13 protein-coding genes and 1 tRNA gene are annotated in these 15671 nt (G+C 52.0%); 11 read left to right on the top strand and 3 right to left on the bottom strand.

Going from position 1 to position 15671, the window contains the following annotated elements; all coding sequences use genetic code 11:
• Positions 1 to 7 precede the first annotated feature (7 nt).
• Positions 8 to 616, top strand: a complete 609-nt coding sequence (locus TU92_RS02905) for a KpsF/GutQ family sugar-phosphate isomerase (protein ID WP_112164512.1) — start codon at positions 8 to 10, stop codon at positions 614 to 616.
• Here the strand turns inward: TU92_RS02905 and TU92_RS02910 are convergent, their stop codons facing one another.
• Positions 617 to 2038 carry an aminotransferase-like domain-containing protein gene (locus TU92_RS02910; RefSeq protein ID WP_112164459.1) on the bottom strand — a complete coding sequence of 474 codons (1422 nt, stop codon included), beginning with the start codon at positions 2036 to 2038 and terminating at the stop codon, positions 617 to 619.
• A gap of 366 nt (positions 2039 to 2404) precedes the next feature.
• Here TU92_RS02910 and spy point away from each other — a divergent pair, with 366 nt between their 5' ends.
• The 4 genes from spy (at position 2405) to TU92_RS02930 (ending at position 6334) form a co-directional block, all read left to right on the top strand.
• Complete coding sequence (gene spy, locus TU92_RS02915) at positions 2405 to 2914, top strand: ATP-independent periplasmic protein-refolding chaperone Spy (protein WP_112164460.1); 510 nt, start codon at positions 2405 to 2407, stop codon at positions 2912 to 2914.
• A 309-nt stretch (positions 2915 to 3223) separates the two neighbouring features.
• Positions 3224 to 5308, top strand: a complete 2085-nt coding sequence (locus TU92_RS02920; protein ID WP_112164461.1) for a carbon starvation CstA family protein — start codon at positions 3224 to 3226, stop codon at positions 5306 to 5308.
• Positions 5301 to 5606, top strand: a complete 306-nt coding sequence (locus TU92_RS02925; protein WP_112164462.1) for a YbdD/YjiX family protein — start codon at positions 5301 to 5303, stop codon at positions 5604 to 5606. Before TU92_RS02920 ends, TU92_RS02925 begins: the two co-directional genes overlap by 8 nt.
• 356 nt (positions 5607 to 5962) lie before the next feature.
• Positions 5963 to 6334: a phage holin family protein gene (locus TU92_RS02930; protein WP_112164463.1), complete on the top strand. Its 372-nt coding sequence runs from the start codon at positions 5963 to 5965 to the stop codon at positions 6332 to 6334.
• Between the two features lie 238 nt (positions 6335 to 6572).
• Here the strand turns inward: TU92_RS02930 and TU92_RS02935 are convergent, their stop codons facing one another.
• Complete coding sequence (locus tag TU92_RS02935) at positions 6573 to 8654, bottom strand: glycosyl hydrolase family 18 protein (RefSeq protein ID WP_112164464.1); 2082 nt, start codon at positions 8652 to 8654, stop codon at positions 6573 to 6575.
• A 511-nt stretch (positions 8655 to 9165) separates the two neighbouring features.
• Between TU92_RS02935 and TU92_RS02940 the strand changes: the two genes are divergently transcribed.
• From TU92_RS02940 to TU92_RS02955, 4 genes are all read left to right on the top strand, one after another.
• Positions 9166 to 9606, top strand: a complete 441-nt coding sequence (locus TU92_RS02940; protein WP_112164465.1) for a winged helix-turn-helix domain-containing protein — start codon at positions 9166 to 9168, stop codon at positions 9604 to 9606.
• Positions 9607 to 9625: 19 nt separating this feature from the next.
• The gene (locus tag TU92_RS02945) at positions 9626 to 10177 is read left to right on the top strand and encodes a glycoside hydrolase family 108 protein (protein ID WP_112164466.1); all 552 of its coding nucleotides are present in this window, start codon (positions 9626 to 9628) and stop codon (positions 10175 to 10177) included.
• Between the two features lie 196 nt (positions 10178 to 10373).
• Entirely contained in the window at positions 10374 to 11318 is a 945-nt protein-coding gene (locus TU92_RS02950) for a LysR family transcriptional regulator (protein WP_112164467.1), read from the top strand.
• Positions 11319 to 11506: 188 nt separating this feature from the next.
• The gene (locus tag TU92_RS02955; protein ID WP_112164468.1) at positions 11507 to 13294 is read left to right on the top strand and encodes a chitinase; all 1788 of its coding nucleotides are present in this window, start codon (positions 11507 to 11509) and stop codon (positions 13292 to 13294) included.
• Positions 13295 to 13366: 72 nt separating this feature from the next.
• On the opposite strand, the gene nac is transcribed toward TU92_RS02955, so the two are convergent.
• Complete coding sequence (gene nac / locus TU92_RS02960) at positions 13367 to 14293, bottom strand: nitrogen assimilation transcriptional regulator NAC (RefSeq protein ID WP_112164469.1); 927 nt, start codon at positions 14291 to 14293, stop codon at positions 13367 to 13369.
• 459 nt (positions 14294 to 14752) lie between these two features.
• Here nac and TU92_RS02965 point away from each other — a divergent pair.
• Positions 14753 to 14828 (top strand) — tRNA-Asn (locus TU92_RS02965).
• A gap of 140 nt (positions 14829 to 14968) precedes the next feature.
• Positions 14969 to 15667, top strand: coding sequence for an RluA family pseudouridine synthase (locus TU92_RS02970; protein ID WP_112164513.1), 699 nt, complete (start codon positions 14969 to 14971; stop codon positions 15665 to 15667).
• Positions 15668 to 15671 lie beyond the last annotated feature (4 nt).

A 15671-nucleotide genomic window follows, 5' to 3' on the forward strand; every position in this document is an offset into this window, starting at 1 on the left:
ACAAAAATTGACGGCCGAACAGGAGTTTTTGCAAGCGTGTCAGGGCTGGCAGACCTACAGCCAGGAGCTGCTGGCGTTGCAAAACAATCTCAACGCCGATACGTGGCAACAGCTGCTGATACTCGTGACCGGCTGCACGGGCAAAATCGCCGTCACTGGCGTCGGCACCTCGGGCATTGCGGCGCGGAAGATCGCGCATATGCTGGCGTGTGTTGAGCAGCCTGCGGTGTATCTCAGCGCCACCGATGCCGCTCACGGCGATCTGGGTTTTCTGCGCAGCGATGACCTGATGATACTGATTTCGCGCGGCGGCAATTCCGAAGAGCTGACACGCCTGTTACCGACGCTGAAAGCCAAAGGCGTGGCTGTTATAAGCGTCACCGAGAATCTGGATTCCGCCATCGCCCGCGCGGCGACGCTGGTGGTGAAGACGCATATTCAACGGGAAATCGATCCCTTAAATATGCTGGCCACGACCTCCATCGTGCTGGTGCTGGCAGTGTTCGACGCGCTGTGCGGCAACATCATGCGCCGCAACGGGTTCGATCAGCAGCGGCTGCTGAAAGTCCATCCGGGGGGAAACGTCGGGAAAACATTGCGGGAGCAGGACGTGTGATCACCCCCTGATTTCCTCCCCGACCAGCGCCGCCAGCACTGAAATAGCGCGGGCAGTGTGCGGCCCCCATTCGAACGAGGTGTTGATGCGGATGCAGTGGCGGAAACGTTCGTCGGCGGAAAACATGGTGCCCGGCGCAATGCTGACGCCTTTCGCCAGCGCGAGCTGGTAGATACGCGCCGCATCAACGTTTTCGCCAAGATCCAGCCACAAGAAATAACCACCTTTGGGCTGGCTGACCGAGACCTGTGCAGGAAATTCTTTGATGATGGCGTGGTGCATCGCCATCTGTCGCTGTTCGAGGACGCGGCGCAGCCGACGCAGATGGGTATCGTAACCGCCCTGCTGTAAATAATCCGCCAGCGCCAGTTGTACCGGAACGCTGGCCGATAATGTGCTCATCAGCTGTAACCGCTGAATACGCTCGGCATAAGCCCCCGCCGCCACCCAGCCGACGCGAAAACCCGGTGCCAGACATTTTGAAAATGACGAACAGTGCAGAATTTCGCTGCGGTAGGAGGTGGCTTTCAGCGGCACGGCGCGTTCACTGCCAAAATAAAGTTCGCTGTAAACGTCGTCTTCTATAATAGCGACCTGATGCGCCTGTAAAATTTCCACCAGCCGCACTTTGTTCTCAGGCGGCAACGTGCAGCCCAGTGGGTTCTGAAAACTGGACATCAGCCAGCAGGCTTTGATCGGGTAAGTGTCCAGCGCTTTTTCCAGCGCATCCGGATCCATGCCAAAACGCACATCCGTCGGTATCGCCACGGCTTTTAGTTTGCGCCGTTCAATAGCCTGCAAAACCCCGTAAAAGGCCGGAGACTCAATCGCCACCCAGTCACCCGGTTCGGTCACCATCTGCAAACTCAGCCCCAGCGATTCCATTGCGCCAGAGGTAATGACGATTTCATCCGGCGCGACTTGAATGCCGTTTTGCGCGTAGCGCTGCGCGATACTGCGGCGAAGTTCTTCGTTGCCCGGCGGTAAATTGGCGGTGGCGCTGTGCGGTGACATCCGGCGAACGGCGCTGGCAAGGGAGCGTGCCAGACGTGGCTGCGGGAATAAGGTCGGGTCGGGAAACGCCGAGCCGAGTGGCACGACAGCCGGATCCTGTCCGGCTTTGAGGATATCGAAAATCGCGTCGTTGACGTCTATCTGTTCGGCGGCGTGCAACCGCTCATCCGGCTGATGACGCACCGGACGCTGCAATCCTGCCGCGACGTAATAGCCGGATTGCGGTCTGGCGACGATCACGCCCTGACTTTCCAGTAGCTGGTAAGCCTGCAAAACCGTCATCAGGCTCAGACCGGACTGTTTACAGGTATCGCGCAGCGAAGGCAGGCGATCGCCGGGCAGCCAGACCTGCATCTCGATTTGTTTGCGCAGCGTGCGCGCCAGTGTAGCGTAGCGGGATTCAGTCATCGTCCGGGTCACTGTTACAGGGAGTGTTAATGGAATGAAAACTATTATGCCTGTTTAGGGCGATCACCGCTAAGTAAACCCTGAGTAAACTTCTGGCATTCTTTACACGCGGGCTATAGCGGCGAAACATTCAGCATGTTAATGTGTGAACTCACTGCATTACTCGGATTTATCTGAACATCCATTCACGTCTGTTCGCCTAACCTTACGCTTTCTAAACATTTTCTCCATGATTGCCGGAAAAATGACACTTCGCCTTTCACTCTTTTACATCATCATCGCATTACTATTCATTGGATTCAGTAGACTTGCTTTCGTCGAAACAAAACGGGCGACGTGCCTGAATCTCCAATGAGGAATTTAATTATGCGTAAACTTACCGCAATGATTGTGGCTTCAACTCTGGCTCTGAGCTCTGCTTCTTTCGCGTTTGCTGCTGAGACGACTGCAACACCAGCGCCTGACGCACCGGCCGCGACACACGGAAAAATGCTGCACCATAAAGGTCCGCAACATATGAATCCGTTCGCAGGCCTGAATCTGACTGAGCAGCAAAAAACTCAGATGAAAGACATTATGAAAGACAGCGGCGCACGTCCGGATCGCGCAGCAATGAAAGCGCAGATGGATCAGATGCACAACCTGGTGGCTTCCGACAGTTTTGACGAAGCGAAAGTGAAATCACAGATTGATACCATCACCAAAGCGCAGTCCGACCGTATGCTCGACCGCGCCCGTGCTGAAAACAAGATGTACAACCTGCTGACGCCAGAGCAGAAAAAACAGTTCAACGAGAACTATCAGAAGCGTGCTGAGAAAATGGAACAGATGCGTGACCACAAACCAGGTCAGCCAAAACCAGCGACTGCTGAATAAGTTCTGATACCGTAACTCACAGGTTTTACCCACAGACCGGCCTTCTCCAGGCCGGTTTTTTTTGTGCTTTTATCCCCGCGCCGCCACAACTTTGATGTCATCCGACCAGCCGTCTCGGTGCAAACCGTCAACCGCATCACATTTTCATCTTTAACTTCAAACTTTTCTGTTCAAAAACATTATTTTCATCCAGTAATTTAACAAAGTCGTAACGTGCAAATCTGCCGACGACCCTTACCTACCTACATTACACTCTCGCAAAAAAAAGTGGCCAGCCCTGCGCCGGACCACTCACAAGGAGTTGTTATCATGAAAAGCGTCAAGTCCGGGATAACCTGGCTGGTGGTGGCGTTAATCGGAGCCTTTGCTTTTTGCATGCTGGCTTTAAGCCGTGGTGAACACGTCAACGCCCTCTGGCTGGTGGTTGCCGCCATCGCCTGTTACAGCATTGCTTACCGTTTTTACAGCCTGTTTATCGCTGAAAAAGTCTTTGAACTCGATGATAAACGCATGACCCCCGCCGAACGACACAACGACGGGCTCGATTACGTGCCGACCAATAAATGGGTGTTGTTCGGCCACCACTTTGCGGCGATTGCCGGTGCCGGGCCGCTGGTCGGTCCGATCCTCGCCGCGCAGATGGGGTTCCTGCCGGGCACCATCTGGATTTTGGTCGGCGTTATGCTGGCCGGTGCGGTGCAGGATTTCCTGATTCTGTTCATTTCCACCCGCCGCGACGGGCGCTCGCTGGGTGAAATGGCCAAACAGGAACTGGGCAACTTTGCCGGCGTGGTCACCATGCTCGGCGCGCTGGGCGTGATGATCATCATTCTGTCGGCACTGGCGCTGGTGGTGGTGAAAGCGCTGGCCGACAGCCCGTGGGGTCTGTTCACCATTGCCGCGACCATTCCGATCGCCCTGTTTATGGGCGTTTACATGCGTTTTCTTCGTCCGGGGAAAATCGCCGAAGTCTCGGTGATTGGCTTCGTGCTGATGATGCTGGCGATTATCTACGGCGGCAACGTCGCGGCGGATCCTTACTGGGGACCGTTCTTTACCTTGCACGGTACGACGCTGACCTGGGTCCTAGTGATTTACGGCTTTATCGCATCGGTTCTGCCCGTCTGGCTGTTGCTGGCACCGCGTGATTATCTCTCAACCTTCCTGAAAATTGGCGTCATCGCCGGGCTGGCGGTGGGGATCGTCTTTGCCATGCCGGAAATGAAAATGCCAGCGGTGTCGCGCTTTATTGACGGCAGCGGTCCGGTCTTCTCCGGCAGTTTGTTCCCGTTCCTGTTTATCACTATCGCCTGCGGATCCATCTCGGGTTTCCATGCGCTGGTTTCCAGCGGCACCACGCCGAAGCTGATTGAACGTGAAAGTCACATCCGCTTTATCGGTTACGGCGCAATGCTGATGGAATCTTTCGTCGCCATCATGGCGCTGATTTGCGCATCGGTTATCGATCCCGGCGTGTACTTTGCGATGAACTCACCGGCGGCGCTGATTGGCACCACGGTGGAAAGTGCGTCGCAGGTAATTAATGGCTGGGGCTTTGTCATCACGCCGGACATCTTGACGCAAATCGCCAAAGACGTCGGCGAGCAGTCGATTCTCTCCCGCGCCGGTGGTGCCCCGACCTTCGCCGTCGGCATGGCGCACATCATCACCGAGGTGTTTAACAGCCGCGCGATGATGGCGTTCTGGTACCACTTCGCCATCTTGTTCGAAGCGCTGTTTATCCTGACCGCCGTCGATGCCGGGACCCGCGCCTGCCGCTTTATGGTGCAGGATTTGGTGGGCGTTGCAGTGCCCTCTCTGGCGAACAACCGCTCGTGGCTCGGCACTTTTGCCGGCACAACCGTGGCGGTCGCGGGCTGGGGCTTCTTCGTTTATCAGGGGGTCGTCGACCCGCTGGGCGGTATCAACACTCTGTGGCCACTGTTCGGCATCGGTAACCAGATGCTGGCCTCGATGGCGCTGATTCTGGGCACCGTGGTGCTGTTCAAAATGAAGAAACAGCGTTATGCGTGGGTGACGATTTTGCCGACCGTCTGGCTGTTCATCACCTCTATGACCGCCGGCTGGCAGAAGATTTTCCACGAGAAACCGTCGATTGGTTTCCTGGCGCAGGCGAAGAAATTCTCTGCGGGGATCGACAGCGGAGAAATCATCAAACCGGCGAAAACGCTGGCGGATATGCACACCATCGTACTGAACAATCAGATTAACGCCGTGCTGTGCGGATTCTTCATGCTGGTGGCAGTGACGATGCTGGTGTCGTCGTTCTTCGTCATCCGCCGCGCGTTGAAATCCGCCACACCGACGGTGCATGAAACCGCCGTGGTAAATCGCCGCGAAGGCCGTCCGGCACGTGAGGTGCGCCATGTCTGATTCGCGCGCTCTGTTCAAAACGCCCCGGTTCGCAGCACTGCACATCATCCGTTGCCAGCCGCTGTTTATCGTCGAACCTAAGCCGCATAACGTGGCCGACTGGCTGAAACTGGCGATCAGGCGCACTGCCCAAAGCTTCCGGCTGATGGTGGGGGTTCAGGATTACCAGAATTACGTGCAACATATGAAAGTGCGACATCCGGGTGCCGAGCCCATGACCGAGCGGGAATTTCACCGCCGGTGTCTGGAGGCGAGATTCCCGAGCGAAGGCGGCAAGATGGGGAAATGCCCGTGTTAACGCCTGAGTGATCGGTCCCCCCGCTCTGCCCGTCTCCTGCGACGGGCAGAGCGTCTTCTCCTGCGAACAAAAATGTCACCACCGCTATCTGACTGAAATCCATTACCTATTATTTTTTTAAATTCTTTCGTCTGGTTTTTTTTAACGATGTCCGGCGCGCCCTAAGCCCCTCAGTTAAAGGACAAACTCCCTGCCGCCCTGCCACTCACTCGTCAATTTCTCACTTTCAGCCTGCTGACCGGCTAAAAATGGTCACGTCAAAATGTGTTGTGTTGTGATTTTCGCCCCACTTTTTATGCTGATATTTTAACCGCACCCTTTATTACCGTTTCATTCTTACTTATGAGGACAACACTATGATTGGTGCAACACATGCCAGAGATATCGTGTTAATGGACAGAGATATCGTCATGGCTATTATCGGTATGTCAGCGTGGGGAGGTATCGTCCGCTACATTATGCTCAGGCAGAAAAAACCTATTATGGAAGAGATCCGGGCCTGTCTCTTACAGGTCATCGTTTCCTGTTTCAGCGGTATGTTGTTAAGCATTTTCGTTCTTGCACATGATGCCAACGATGACAGGTTACTGGTCATCGCCGGTCTGGGAGGCGTATTTGCCGGACCGATCATCACGTTGCTCGGCAGGAAATTCGCAGCGATTATTGAGAATTTCTCTCCCGGCGGGAAGGAAGCTGAAACCGCTCAAACTTTAAAGACATCTGAATAACCATACCCCCTGCGAGAGACATCTCAACGGGGGATTTTTTTGCCTGATGTCACACCCGAAATATTCCCCTTAACCCGAGTACATCCCCCGCGCTGAGCCAGTCTGTGAAGGCCAGCCCGCCACAATCTGCGCGCTCTTATCCTTTCATCAACGCAAAAAAAGCGGGACACCAGAGAGTGTCCCGCTTTGCCGTTTCAATATCATGAAGCCGGAGCCTCAGGGATATTGCCCCGAACTGTCAGAGTAATTTCCACTGCGACCATTCGCCGGTGAACTGTGGATCGCCTGGCTCGTTACCCTGAGTCCAGTAGTTCGCGACATAGTCCTTCCCTTTATTACTCACTTTGTCGCCGGTGTTGTACACCTTATTGGTATCCCACTGGGCGTATTTGCCGACAGGATCAACAACCGGGTCAACAACAGGATCGACAACCGGATCCACGACCGGATCAACTACAGGGTCCACAACCGGGTCGACGACAGGATCGACAACCGGTTCCACCACTTCTTCACCAAACACCACCAGCGTGTACTGCTTGGCAACAGAAGACGCAGCCTTGGAATCCGTGACCGTCAGAGAGAACAGGAACTCTGCACGGCTGACCACGGTCGGCGCGATGAAAGTAATGGTTGATGTGGTAGTGCTGCTCGGAGAAATTCCTGCCGGAACGCTCCATTTGTACGTCAGCGCATCGTTGTCAGCATCGCTGGAGGCGGCACCGCTCAGACGCACTTTCGAACCACTGATAACCTGCAACTGAATATCGGCAACCGGCGTGGTATTCGTCGCAGGCTTATCGTCATCCGGTACTTCGCCACCGATGTTCACGCCGTCGAAATAGAACGGTGCCATATCGATAACCTGATTGGTGACGGTGCAGCCCAGACCTTCACGCGCGGCATTGACCAGCACGCCGTTGTCCTGATCGATAGTCCAGGTAAACAGTGCGCCGAGGCCTTTTTTCGCCACATATTGCCCTTTCGCACGCACACTGCGTGGCGTATCAAGAGACATGAACAACTTGGTGTCTTTGTTGTAAAGGTAATCGGCATCTGCCACCTGGTCGGTGTAAACGCTGAAGCCGTTACGGCCTTTCTGATTTTCCAGATCAAGGTAGTTATTGATCAGGTCATACCATTCGCTGCAACCACTTTCGAATGTCCCGGTCGTATTTGCATTCGCGGTCGGGGTGTAGGTGCCTTTCAGCGGAGAGAAACTTTCCAGTACCGCATTCTGACCGTTGCGTGAATAACCGGCATAACCCACGTTGATGCGATCGGCCGGGAAACCTTTCGACAGCAGATAATCGACGATAGTGTCCACACCCCAGCCGCCTTCTACCAGCGCATGCAGGTTAGTGTGGTGATCGAGTTTCTCTGCCCATGGCGTACCGTAGAAGTCATAAGTCATGACATTGATGCTGTACAGACCGTTATTGAGCAGGGTTGAGACATCGGATTTTTCCAGAATGGCCACCACGGCGGAGCTGGCGATACTGATTTTGACATCGGTACGCTTAATTGCTTTCAGCTCTTTGGTGATTTCAGCCAGCAACAGCGCGTAGTTTGCGCCATCCGTATCGCTGTAGGCGTTGTTGTTACCGGCGTTGCCCGGATATTCCCAGTCGATATCTACTTCAGAGAACATCGGGAAGCGGGTGAACAGTTTCGCTACGCCCTTCGCAAAGGTGCTGCGACCAGCGGGGGTTTGAGACATGTTGTGAAAACCACTGCTCATGGTCCAGCCACCGATACTCATTGAGAGTGCCAGCGTATGGCCCAGCGTTTTGGCTTTTGCCTGCAAATCACGCAAGCCGCCAACGATACCTTTTACCGTCGCCTGGGTGGCAGAATTCACATCCATTTCCACCCAGTCGGCATTTTTCAGACCAACGTTGTTGCTGGTCTGGAAGTCGCCCCACGGATCAAGGAAGGTCGGTTCGTTAGTGACTTTATTCAGGTTCCTTGCAGCGCGGGCAATTACCTCGGCTTTTTCACCGGTAGTGTCACCGACGATGCCCAGGAAGCCGAGAATGATTTTGTCGTACGCCGTCGGGCTGACGTTGGCTAAATCATATCCACGGCCACGGTTCTCTGGCGTATCATCACCGTCGGTCTCGCGGCTGTCGTACTGGGACCAGTCGGTGTAGTAACCGAAGACTTTCGGTTTGTTGGTGGTGTCATACTTGTTGTATACCGGTTTAGCGACGCGTGCAGAGGTATAACTGTATTTCACTGTATCTTTAGACGCGTCAAAACCGTCTGCTGCATAAGATTTATCAGTCAGAGAATCAGTTTGGATCAATTTATTGGTAGTCATATTAGTTTCCTGAATAAAAAGTTAAGGGCCTAACAGCGTCGTGCTGTTGGGTCTATAATTGAAGAGGTTGTTATTTCTCTCAAATCATCATTCAGCAAAAATATTTATGACGGTAATGATGCGCGGTATATGAGCATCAATTCTGATTCTGAGATCCCTGAAAAGAGAGAACGAGTGGAACGAACACCGAAGCTGCCTGTTAAATCATCAATATAGAGAATCATACAGACTAAGACTATAATTACGCTTTGATGACACAAATGATGCCGATAAAACACACAACTTAACGTGAATTATTCCATTTTTTATTATTTCCATGTTGAGAAAAACTCAAAAGTTTTTTTACTCTCCTTCAAAATGGGCATCAGTTTTTATAACAGATCACAACTTATCTAAAATTACTCATAATAATTTGATTGAGTATGGTGAATTTTAAAAAACCAGATACGATAATTCCTATCGAAAAGTGAATTTCTGATATTCCAATCACCGTTCCGGAGAGAGTCGAAAGATGAGTGTTTATCTTATTAATGGTCAGTACGTATTCAATGAAGGAACAAAGGAACTCAAGACTCTAAATAACGACATGAATATTAAACTGACAACCATGAGATCCCGCTGCCTCAGTTTTATCATTGAACATGCTAAAGATGAAGTCATTGAGAAGTCGGCGATATCTTATGCGTTATGGGGAGCGAGAAGTACTTTTACCAGCGATGCCAGCCTGACCCAAACGCTCTATTTAATTCGTCGTGACCTTAAAACCTTAGGATTGGATGAATTATTTATTACCGTGCCTAAATCGGGAATTCGGGTAAATACTTCAGTAAGTATCGATGTTATTCAGGAAAAGATCCCCAAACGTAAACTATCTTATAAACCCCTGTTGTTAAGCCTGATCGTGTCACTGCTTTTAATTGGCGTGGGTACGTATCTGGCTCTGACAATCTGACGCCACAGAGGGCCTCACCATGTCTCTTAATCCCGTGATCGTTGCTGTACTTGAAAATGAAGGTGCTTATGTTAATCATCCCGACGATCCCGGCGGCCCAACCCACTGGGGGATAACTGAAAAAACCGCGAGGGATTATGGCTATACCGGCGATATGAAAGAATTTACCCGCGATCAGGCTTACGCCATTCTTGAGAAAAATTACTGGTATCAACCCGGATTTGACAAAGTCTATGCCATATCTCCGGCACTGGCACTCGAGCTATGTGACACAGGCACCAATATGGGGCCATCCGTTGGTGTTAAGTGGTTACAGCGCTGGCTCAACGCCTACAATCAACAAGGACGATATTATCCTGACGTTAACGTAGACGGCAAAATAGGGCCGATGACACTGGATGCCTTATCTGCCTTCCTGAAAGAACGAGGCCAGGAAGGCGATGCAGTGCTTGTTACCTCACTTAATTGCAGCCAGGGACAACGCTATCTGGATTTAGCCGAGAGTAAAGCCAGTAATGAATCTTTTATCTATGGCTGGATGAAGGGTCGGGTTCGTCTGAGCAACACATAAACATAAGAATCTCTTATATTAATAAACGCAGTCGCAGACATTCACTTGTGATGTTGAAATATTTTCATCTGCTAATTAATCATTCAAAATAGCCGTCGATTTACAGAAACACCTAAAATTAAGATATTTTTTACTTTATTTGTAGCGTCACAATGTGAATGATGCTGGCTCCCTGTCTGTGTTCTGGAGAAAAGTAATGAATGAACGAAAGATAAATGAATTTGATTATAATCTTATCAAAATAATGAATGAGGTGATTGTTTCAGGCAGCCTTTCCCGCGCTGCGGACAAACTGGAACTGTCGGTTTCTGCGGTGAGTCTTTCCATTAATAAGCTGCAGCGTTACATAGGCGTAGAACTGTTTATCCGTACGGCTCAGGGGATGAAACCCACACAAACTGCATTGGATATTCATGACTCTTTTTCACATGCCATGTGCATTATTGATGATGTGGTGCACAAGGCTAAAAATCACGAAAAATCAGTCTCTACCGTCAGAGTAATGTGTTCCGATTTGGTCGAAAGTTTTTATTTTCAACGTTTGCATCAGCGTGATGATTTACAGGAAACACTGTTCGTTTTCACCAACGCGACCCTGTTTAATCATGATGAGTGCGTGAGAAACCTTTTGCAGTCAGGTAATGATATTGTTCTGAGCAATTTCCCACTGAATCACAGCAGTATTACTTCGGTCGAAATTGACTCCGTCGATAATTTCGTCGTGGTGTGCAGCGATACCAGTTTACTCGCGTCACAAAAAGCCTTTACACTTTCACATTATTATACCTTACCTCATGCCGTCTATTGCCACAGCGAAGGTCAGGTAAAGAAACTGATTTCAGTCAATAACCAGCATGTGCCAAATAATAAATCGAATATGAGGAAAGTGGTTTATAACTCCTCCTCCCTCAATGGCATCATTGCCGCCATTGAACGAAGTGATATGATCGCAATATTTCCCACCAAAGTCGCCGAGTATTTTATTGATAAACGTCACAGCAAATTAGCAACCTTCTCCTTACCTGATGACATCCATCACGAGACATTGAAAACATACGCAAATTTTGTCACCCGCACCACCAAGATTCGCGGTATTAATCATATTATTTCTTCATTTAAAGCCGTAGAAAACTGCCAATAATAATGAAATATGTAATTAGCTGTATAGGCAACATCACACAATATTTGTGATGAAATAAGTTCTGATTTTAATAGTGATACAATCAGGTGAACACTAGTCTTTATAAGTCAGCTTCCGACTGACATATAACTCACCCACTCTTAAAGAGTCGTGTTTCAGTTTTTTGCAACGCATAAAGGGTATTAACTATGCACAGATTAAAGTCCCAGCTTTGCCTCAATTTCATTACGCTGTCTTGCCTTCTGGCAGGCTCTTCAATGGCTATTGCAGACGATACTGCCGCCGCCACCGAACCCTATGTCATTAAAGAGAGTGACCTGGTAAAAAAAGAAGCCTCACTGACGCAAAATCCGCTTATGCAGGCAGTGAAGGCATCCATCCGCACGCTCGATAACGACTCGGTTGAAAAAATTGCGCCGGGGCGCGCTGCTAACCCCGACAACGTCAAACGCGTTGAAAAAAACCTCAGCAAAGAGCAATGGGAATATATCTTCCCACTGCGCGCGCCGGAATACAGCTACGAAAACTTCCTGAAGGCGATAGGTAAATTCCCGGCAGTGTGCGGCACTTACACCGACGGGCGTGATTCCGACGCTATTTGTCGCAAAGCGCTGGCGACCATGTTTGCGCACTTCGCGCAGGAAACCGGCGGGCATGAAAGCTGGCGTCCTGAAGCAGAATGGCGGCAGGGGCTGGTGTGGCTGCGGGAAATGGGCTGGGTTGAAGGCCAGAAAGGCGGGTATAACGGCGAATGTAATCCGGACGTCTGGCAGGGGCAAACATGGCCTTGTGGCAAAGATGCGCAGGGTGATTTTGTCAGCTACTTTGGCCGTGGCGCGAAACAACTTTCCTACAACTACAATTACGGCCCGTTCTCAGATGCGATGTTTGGCACCGTCAGAACTCTGCTCGATAAACCGGAGCTGGTAGCGGACACCTGGCTAAACCTCGCCAGTGCGGTGTTCTTCTTTGTCACCCCGCAGGCACCTAAGCCAAGCATGCTGCACGTGATCGATGGTACCTGGGTGCCGAACGATCACGATAAAGCCAACGGTCTGGTGCCGGGCTTCGGCGTCACCATTCAGATCATCAACGGCGGTGTGGAATGCGGCGGCCCGACTGAGATTGCTCAGGGCGAAAACCGTATCTCCTACTACAAAAGTGAAGCGGATTATTTGAAGGTGCCGGTCGCTGCTGATGAAGTGCTGGGCTGTAAGAACATGAAACAGTTCGACGAAGGCGGCTCCGGCGCCCTGCCGCAGTACTGGGAACAGGACTGGGGATGGGATCCGACCACGCCGACAGGCTCGACGTATTCCTGTCAGTTAGTCGGTTATCAGACGCCGTTCTCCTCATTCAAAGAGGGCGACTATAAACGCTGCGTCCAGCACTTCTTCAACGTGACGATTGTCGATGATTCAGGTAAGGCCGAGCCGGTGACACCAACGCCGGATCCGACACCAACGCCAACACCGACACCAGCCCCGACCGACACCAATGCCGCGCCCGTCGCGGTACTGACCGGGCCGATTGGTGAAGTCGAAAGTCAGGCGAACGTAACCCTTAACGCCTCGGCGTCGAGTGATGCGAACGGTGACAAACTGTCTTACACCTGGCTCCTGCCCAACGGCACCGCGCTGGAAGGCACCGATCGCGACAGCATCAGTTTTGTTGCCCCGACAGTGACCGTGAAGAAAAGTTACACCTTCAACCTGACGGTATCTGACGGCAAAAAAAGCAACGTAGCTTCGTATACGCTGACCGTCACACCGCAGGTTCAGCCGCTGCCGGATACTGGCTCGGGCAAAACGTGTGCGAATAACTGGGATGCACAGAAAATCTATTACGGTGGTGAAAGCGTTGTGTGGAAAGGCAAGGAGTATCTGGCTAACTATTGGACACAAAACAATGAACCTGGTAACCCGGAGTTCACTGGTGAGTGGTCACAATGGAAGGAAATTAAAGCCTGTAAGTAGTCTTTGTTATTATGGTCACTCCTGACCGGGGAAAATCAAATGGGCGATCGATGATCGCCCATTTTTTCCGTGTCAGCTCGCCGCCAGCATCGGTTCTAGTACCGGTACCGTTTGCTCCGCAACCAGCCCCAGCAGGATTTTCTTCACCGCCATCGCCTCCTGAGACAGCGCCAGCGTTTCTGATACGCATAAGGATAACGGCACCTGAATCGCCGGGCTGCTGATACACGACATCCAGGCTTTCGCCGGGCCTGTCATCGCCCGCGCGGCGGATTCCGGCAAGATAGTCGCACCCAGACCACTGGCCACTGCGGCGGTGAGTGTCGCAGAGGATTCGATTTCACCAATGACGTTGGCGCTCAGCCGGCGTATCGCCATCGCATCATCCACCAGACGGCGCATCACATTATAAGATCGCGGCATGAACAGATTCAGCTTAGCCACATCGCTCAAATCAACGTATTTTCCCGGATTCGGTACGGCGTGTGTGCCGACCAGATAAAGATCTTCTTTCATCAGCGGCTGACTGCACAGCCCGATTTCAGGACGTGCACCGTACAGCACCGCCATGTCCATGCGGCCATCCAGTACCAGTTCGCCGAGCGCCGTGCCGAAGTTTTCATTGAGATACAACAGAATGCCCGGATGCTGCTCGCGCACGGCTTGCAACAATGGCAATGCCAGCTGCGAGGCGGCCGTCCCCGGCGCAAGGCCGACGGATACCTGCCCGCTCAGCGACTGCCCTGCACTGCTTACCGCACAATGGGCCTGCTCGCACTGGCGCAAAATCGCCTGGGCGTGCGAATAAAGAATATTACCGGCTTCGGTAGGCGTCACGCCGCGCTTGGTGCGAATCAGCAATTGTTGCTGCAACTCACCTTCCAGCGTCGCCAGTTGCTGGCTCAGTGCCGGTTGGGCGATATGCAGAACCTCAGCGGCCTGCGTCAGGCTGCCAATATCGACGATTTTCACAAAGTACTTTAAACGTCTGAGATTCATCTCTGCCTCCATCTTGCGCGGTAAGGGGTACCCTGAACTGAATTTATGTACGTACAGCGTATTTATTAGCAGGTCTGATAAAAGCAAGATCTGCGCCAATCTCGGGTGCGCAGAGGAAAAACCCTGCCTGACCGCGCCAATGCCACAGAACATAAGAGAAAACTATCGCAGGAGGAAGTGAGAAAAGCCCGCTTCGGCAGAAATCAAACCGGCATGCCCCCGTATTTTCGCGCCTGCTGCACCAACATAATGCATTCTTATGGGTCAGCCTTATCAATTAGCAGGGTTAATAACACCCCTCTGAAGAGTGGCCTGGCTTGCGCCGCCAATGGGAAAAAACCGCCTTTTTGACTCTATTCTCAACAACTTGACCAAAGTATCAGCAAACGCACACATTTATGCAGTTTCCCCTTTGACATGCTCAGGGGCAGTCGCTATTATTCGCCCCGTTCCAACGATTCCTCTGTAGTTCAGTCGGTAGAACGGCGGACTGTTAATCCGTATGTCACTGGTTCGAGTCCAGTCAGAGGAGCCATATTAGAAAAGCCCGCTTAGGAAACTAAGCGGGCTTTTTGCTTTTGTGGATTGTCTGATGGCGGGCTGTGCCAGACCGGATTCGTCACCCGGCGTAAAATTCGTTATCATCCGCCACCCACTTTCCTTCCGGCCAGTCTGATGTCAGCAATTATCGATACTTTTATTGCCCCGCCGTGCCATGACCAGATAGACATTCTTTATCAGGACGATCACCTGTTGCTTATCAACAAGCCCTCCGGGCTGCTCAGCCTTTCAGGGAAGAATCCGCAAAACCTCGATTCGGTGCATCACCGGCTGGTAAAGCTGTTCCCCGGCTGTACGCTTGTCCACCGTCTTGATTTCGGCACGTCCGGATTAATGGTGATTGCCCGCAACAAAGCGATAAATGCCGCACTCTGCCAGCAGTTCAGCAACCGCACGGTGACCAAAATGTACAGCGCCCTGCTGTGCGGACATCTGGATGACGACGAAGGAATAATAGACGCGCCGATTGCCAAAGACCCGGCGCTGTTTCCGCTGATGTCGATTTGCGCAATCCACGGCAAACCCGCCCGCTCCCGGTATCGGGTCGCTGAGCGGATTTATCATGAGCGGGAAGACGGGACGTTACTGCCATTGACGCGGGTAGAACTCACCCCGGAAACCGGACGCACGCACCAGCTGCGCATCCATTGCCAGCAACTCGGCCACCCTATTTTAGGCTGTGACCTGTACGGCGGTCTCCTGCTGCCGGGGACGGAGCGGACACCGCGGCTGATGCTGCATGCCAGTGAGCTGCATTTTGTGCATCCGGTCAGCGATGAGCCGGTCGTTGCCCGTAATGACAGCCCGTTCTGAAAAC

The organism is Rahnella inusitata, from assembly GCF_003263515.1.
GTDB classification, from domain to species: Bacteria; Pseudomonadota; Gammaproteobacteria; order Enterobacterales; family Enterobacteriaceae; genus Rahnella; species Rahnella inusitata.

What these genes read in the sequence shown, in the direction of transcription:
- TU92_RS02910 (WP_112164459.1), bottom strand. Translation starts at nt 2,038, where the DNA reads ATGACTGAATCCCGCTACGCTACACTGGCGCGCACGCTGCGCAAACAA.
- spy (WP_112164460.1), top strand. Translation starts at nt 2,405, where the DNA reads ATGCGTAAACTTACCGCAATGATTGTGGCTTCAACTCTGGCTCTGAGC.
- TU92_RS02920 (WP_112164461.1), top strand. Translation starts at nt 3,224, where the DNA reads ATGAAAAGCGTCAAGTCCGGGATAACCTGGCTGGTGGTGGCGTTAATC.
- TU92_RS02925 (WP_112164462.1), top strand. Translation starts at nt 5,301, where the DNA reads ATGTCTGATTCGCGCGCTCTGTTCAAAACGCCCCGGTTCGCAGCACTG.
- TU92_RS02930 (WP_112164463.1), top strand. Translation starts at nt 5,963, where the DNA reads ATGATTGGTGCAACACATGCCAGAGATATCGTGTTAATGGACAGAGAT.
- TU92_RS02935 (WP_112164464.1), bottom strand. Translation starts at nt 8,654, where the DNA reads ATGACTACCAATAAATTGATCCAAACTGATTCTCTGACTGATAAATCT.
- TU92_RS02940 (WP_112164465.1), top strand. Translation starts at nt 9,166, where the DNA reads ATGAGTGTTTATCTTATTAATGGTCAGTACGTATTCAATGAAGGAACA.
- TU92_RS02945 (WP_112164466.1), top strand. Translation starts at nt 9,626, where the DNA reads ATGTCTCTTAATCCCGTGATCGTTGCTGTACTTGAAAATGAAGGTGCT.
- TU92_RS02950 (WP_112164467.1), top strand. Translation starts at nt 10,374, where the DNA reads ATGAATGAACGAAAGATAAATGAATTTGATTATAATCTTATCAAAATA.
- TU92_RS02955 (WP_112164468.1), top strand. Translation starts at nt 11,507, where the DNA reads ATGCACAGATTAAAGTCCCAGCTTTGCCTCAATTTCATTACGCTGTCT.
- nac (WP_112164469.1), bottom strand. Translation starts at nt 14,293, where the DNA reads ATGAATCTCAGACGTTTAAAGTACTTTGTGAAAATCGTCGATATTGGC.
- TU92_RS02970 (WP_112164513.1), top strand. Translation starts at nt 14,969, where the DNA reads ATGTCAGCAATTATCGATACTTTTATTGCCCCGCCGTGCCATGACCAG.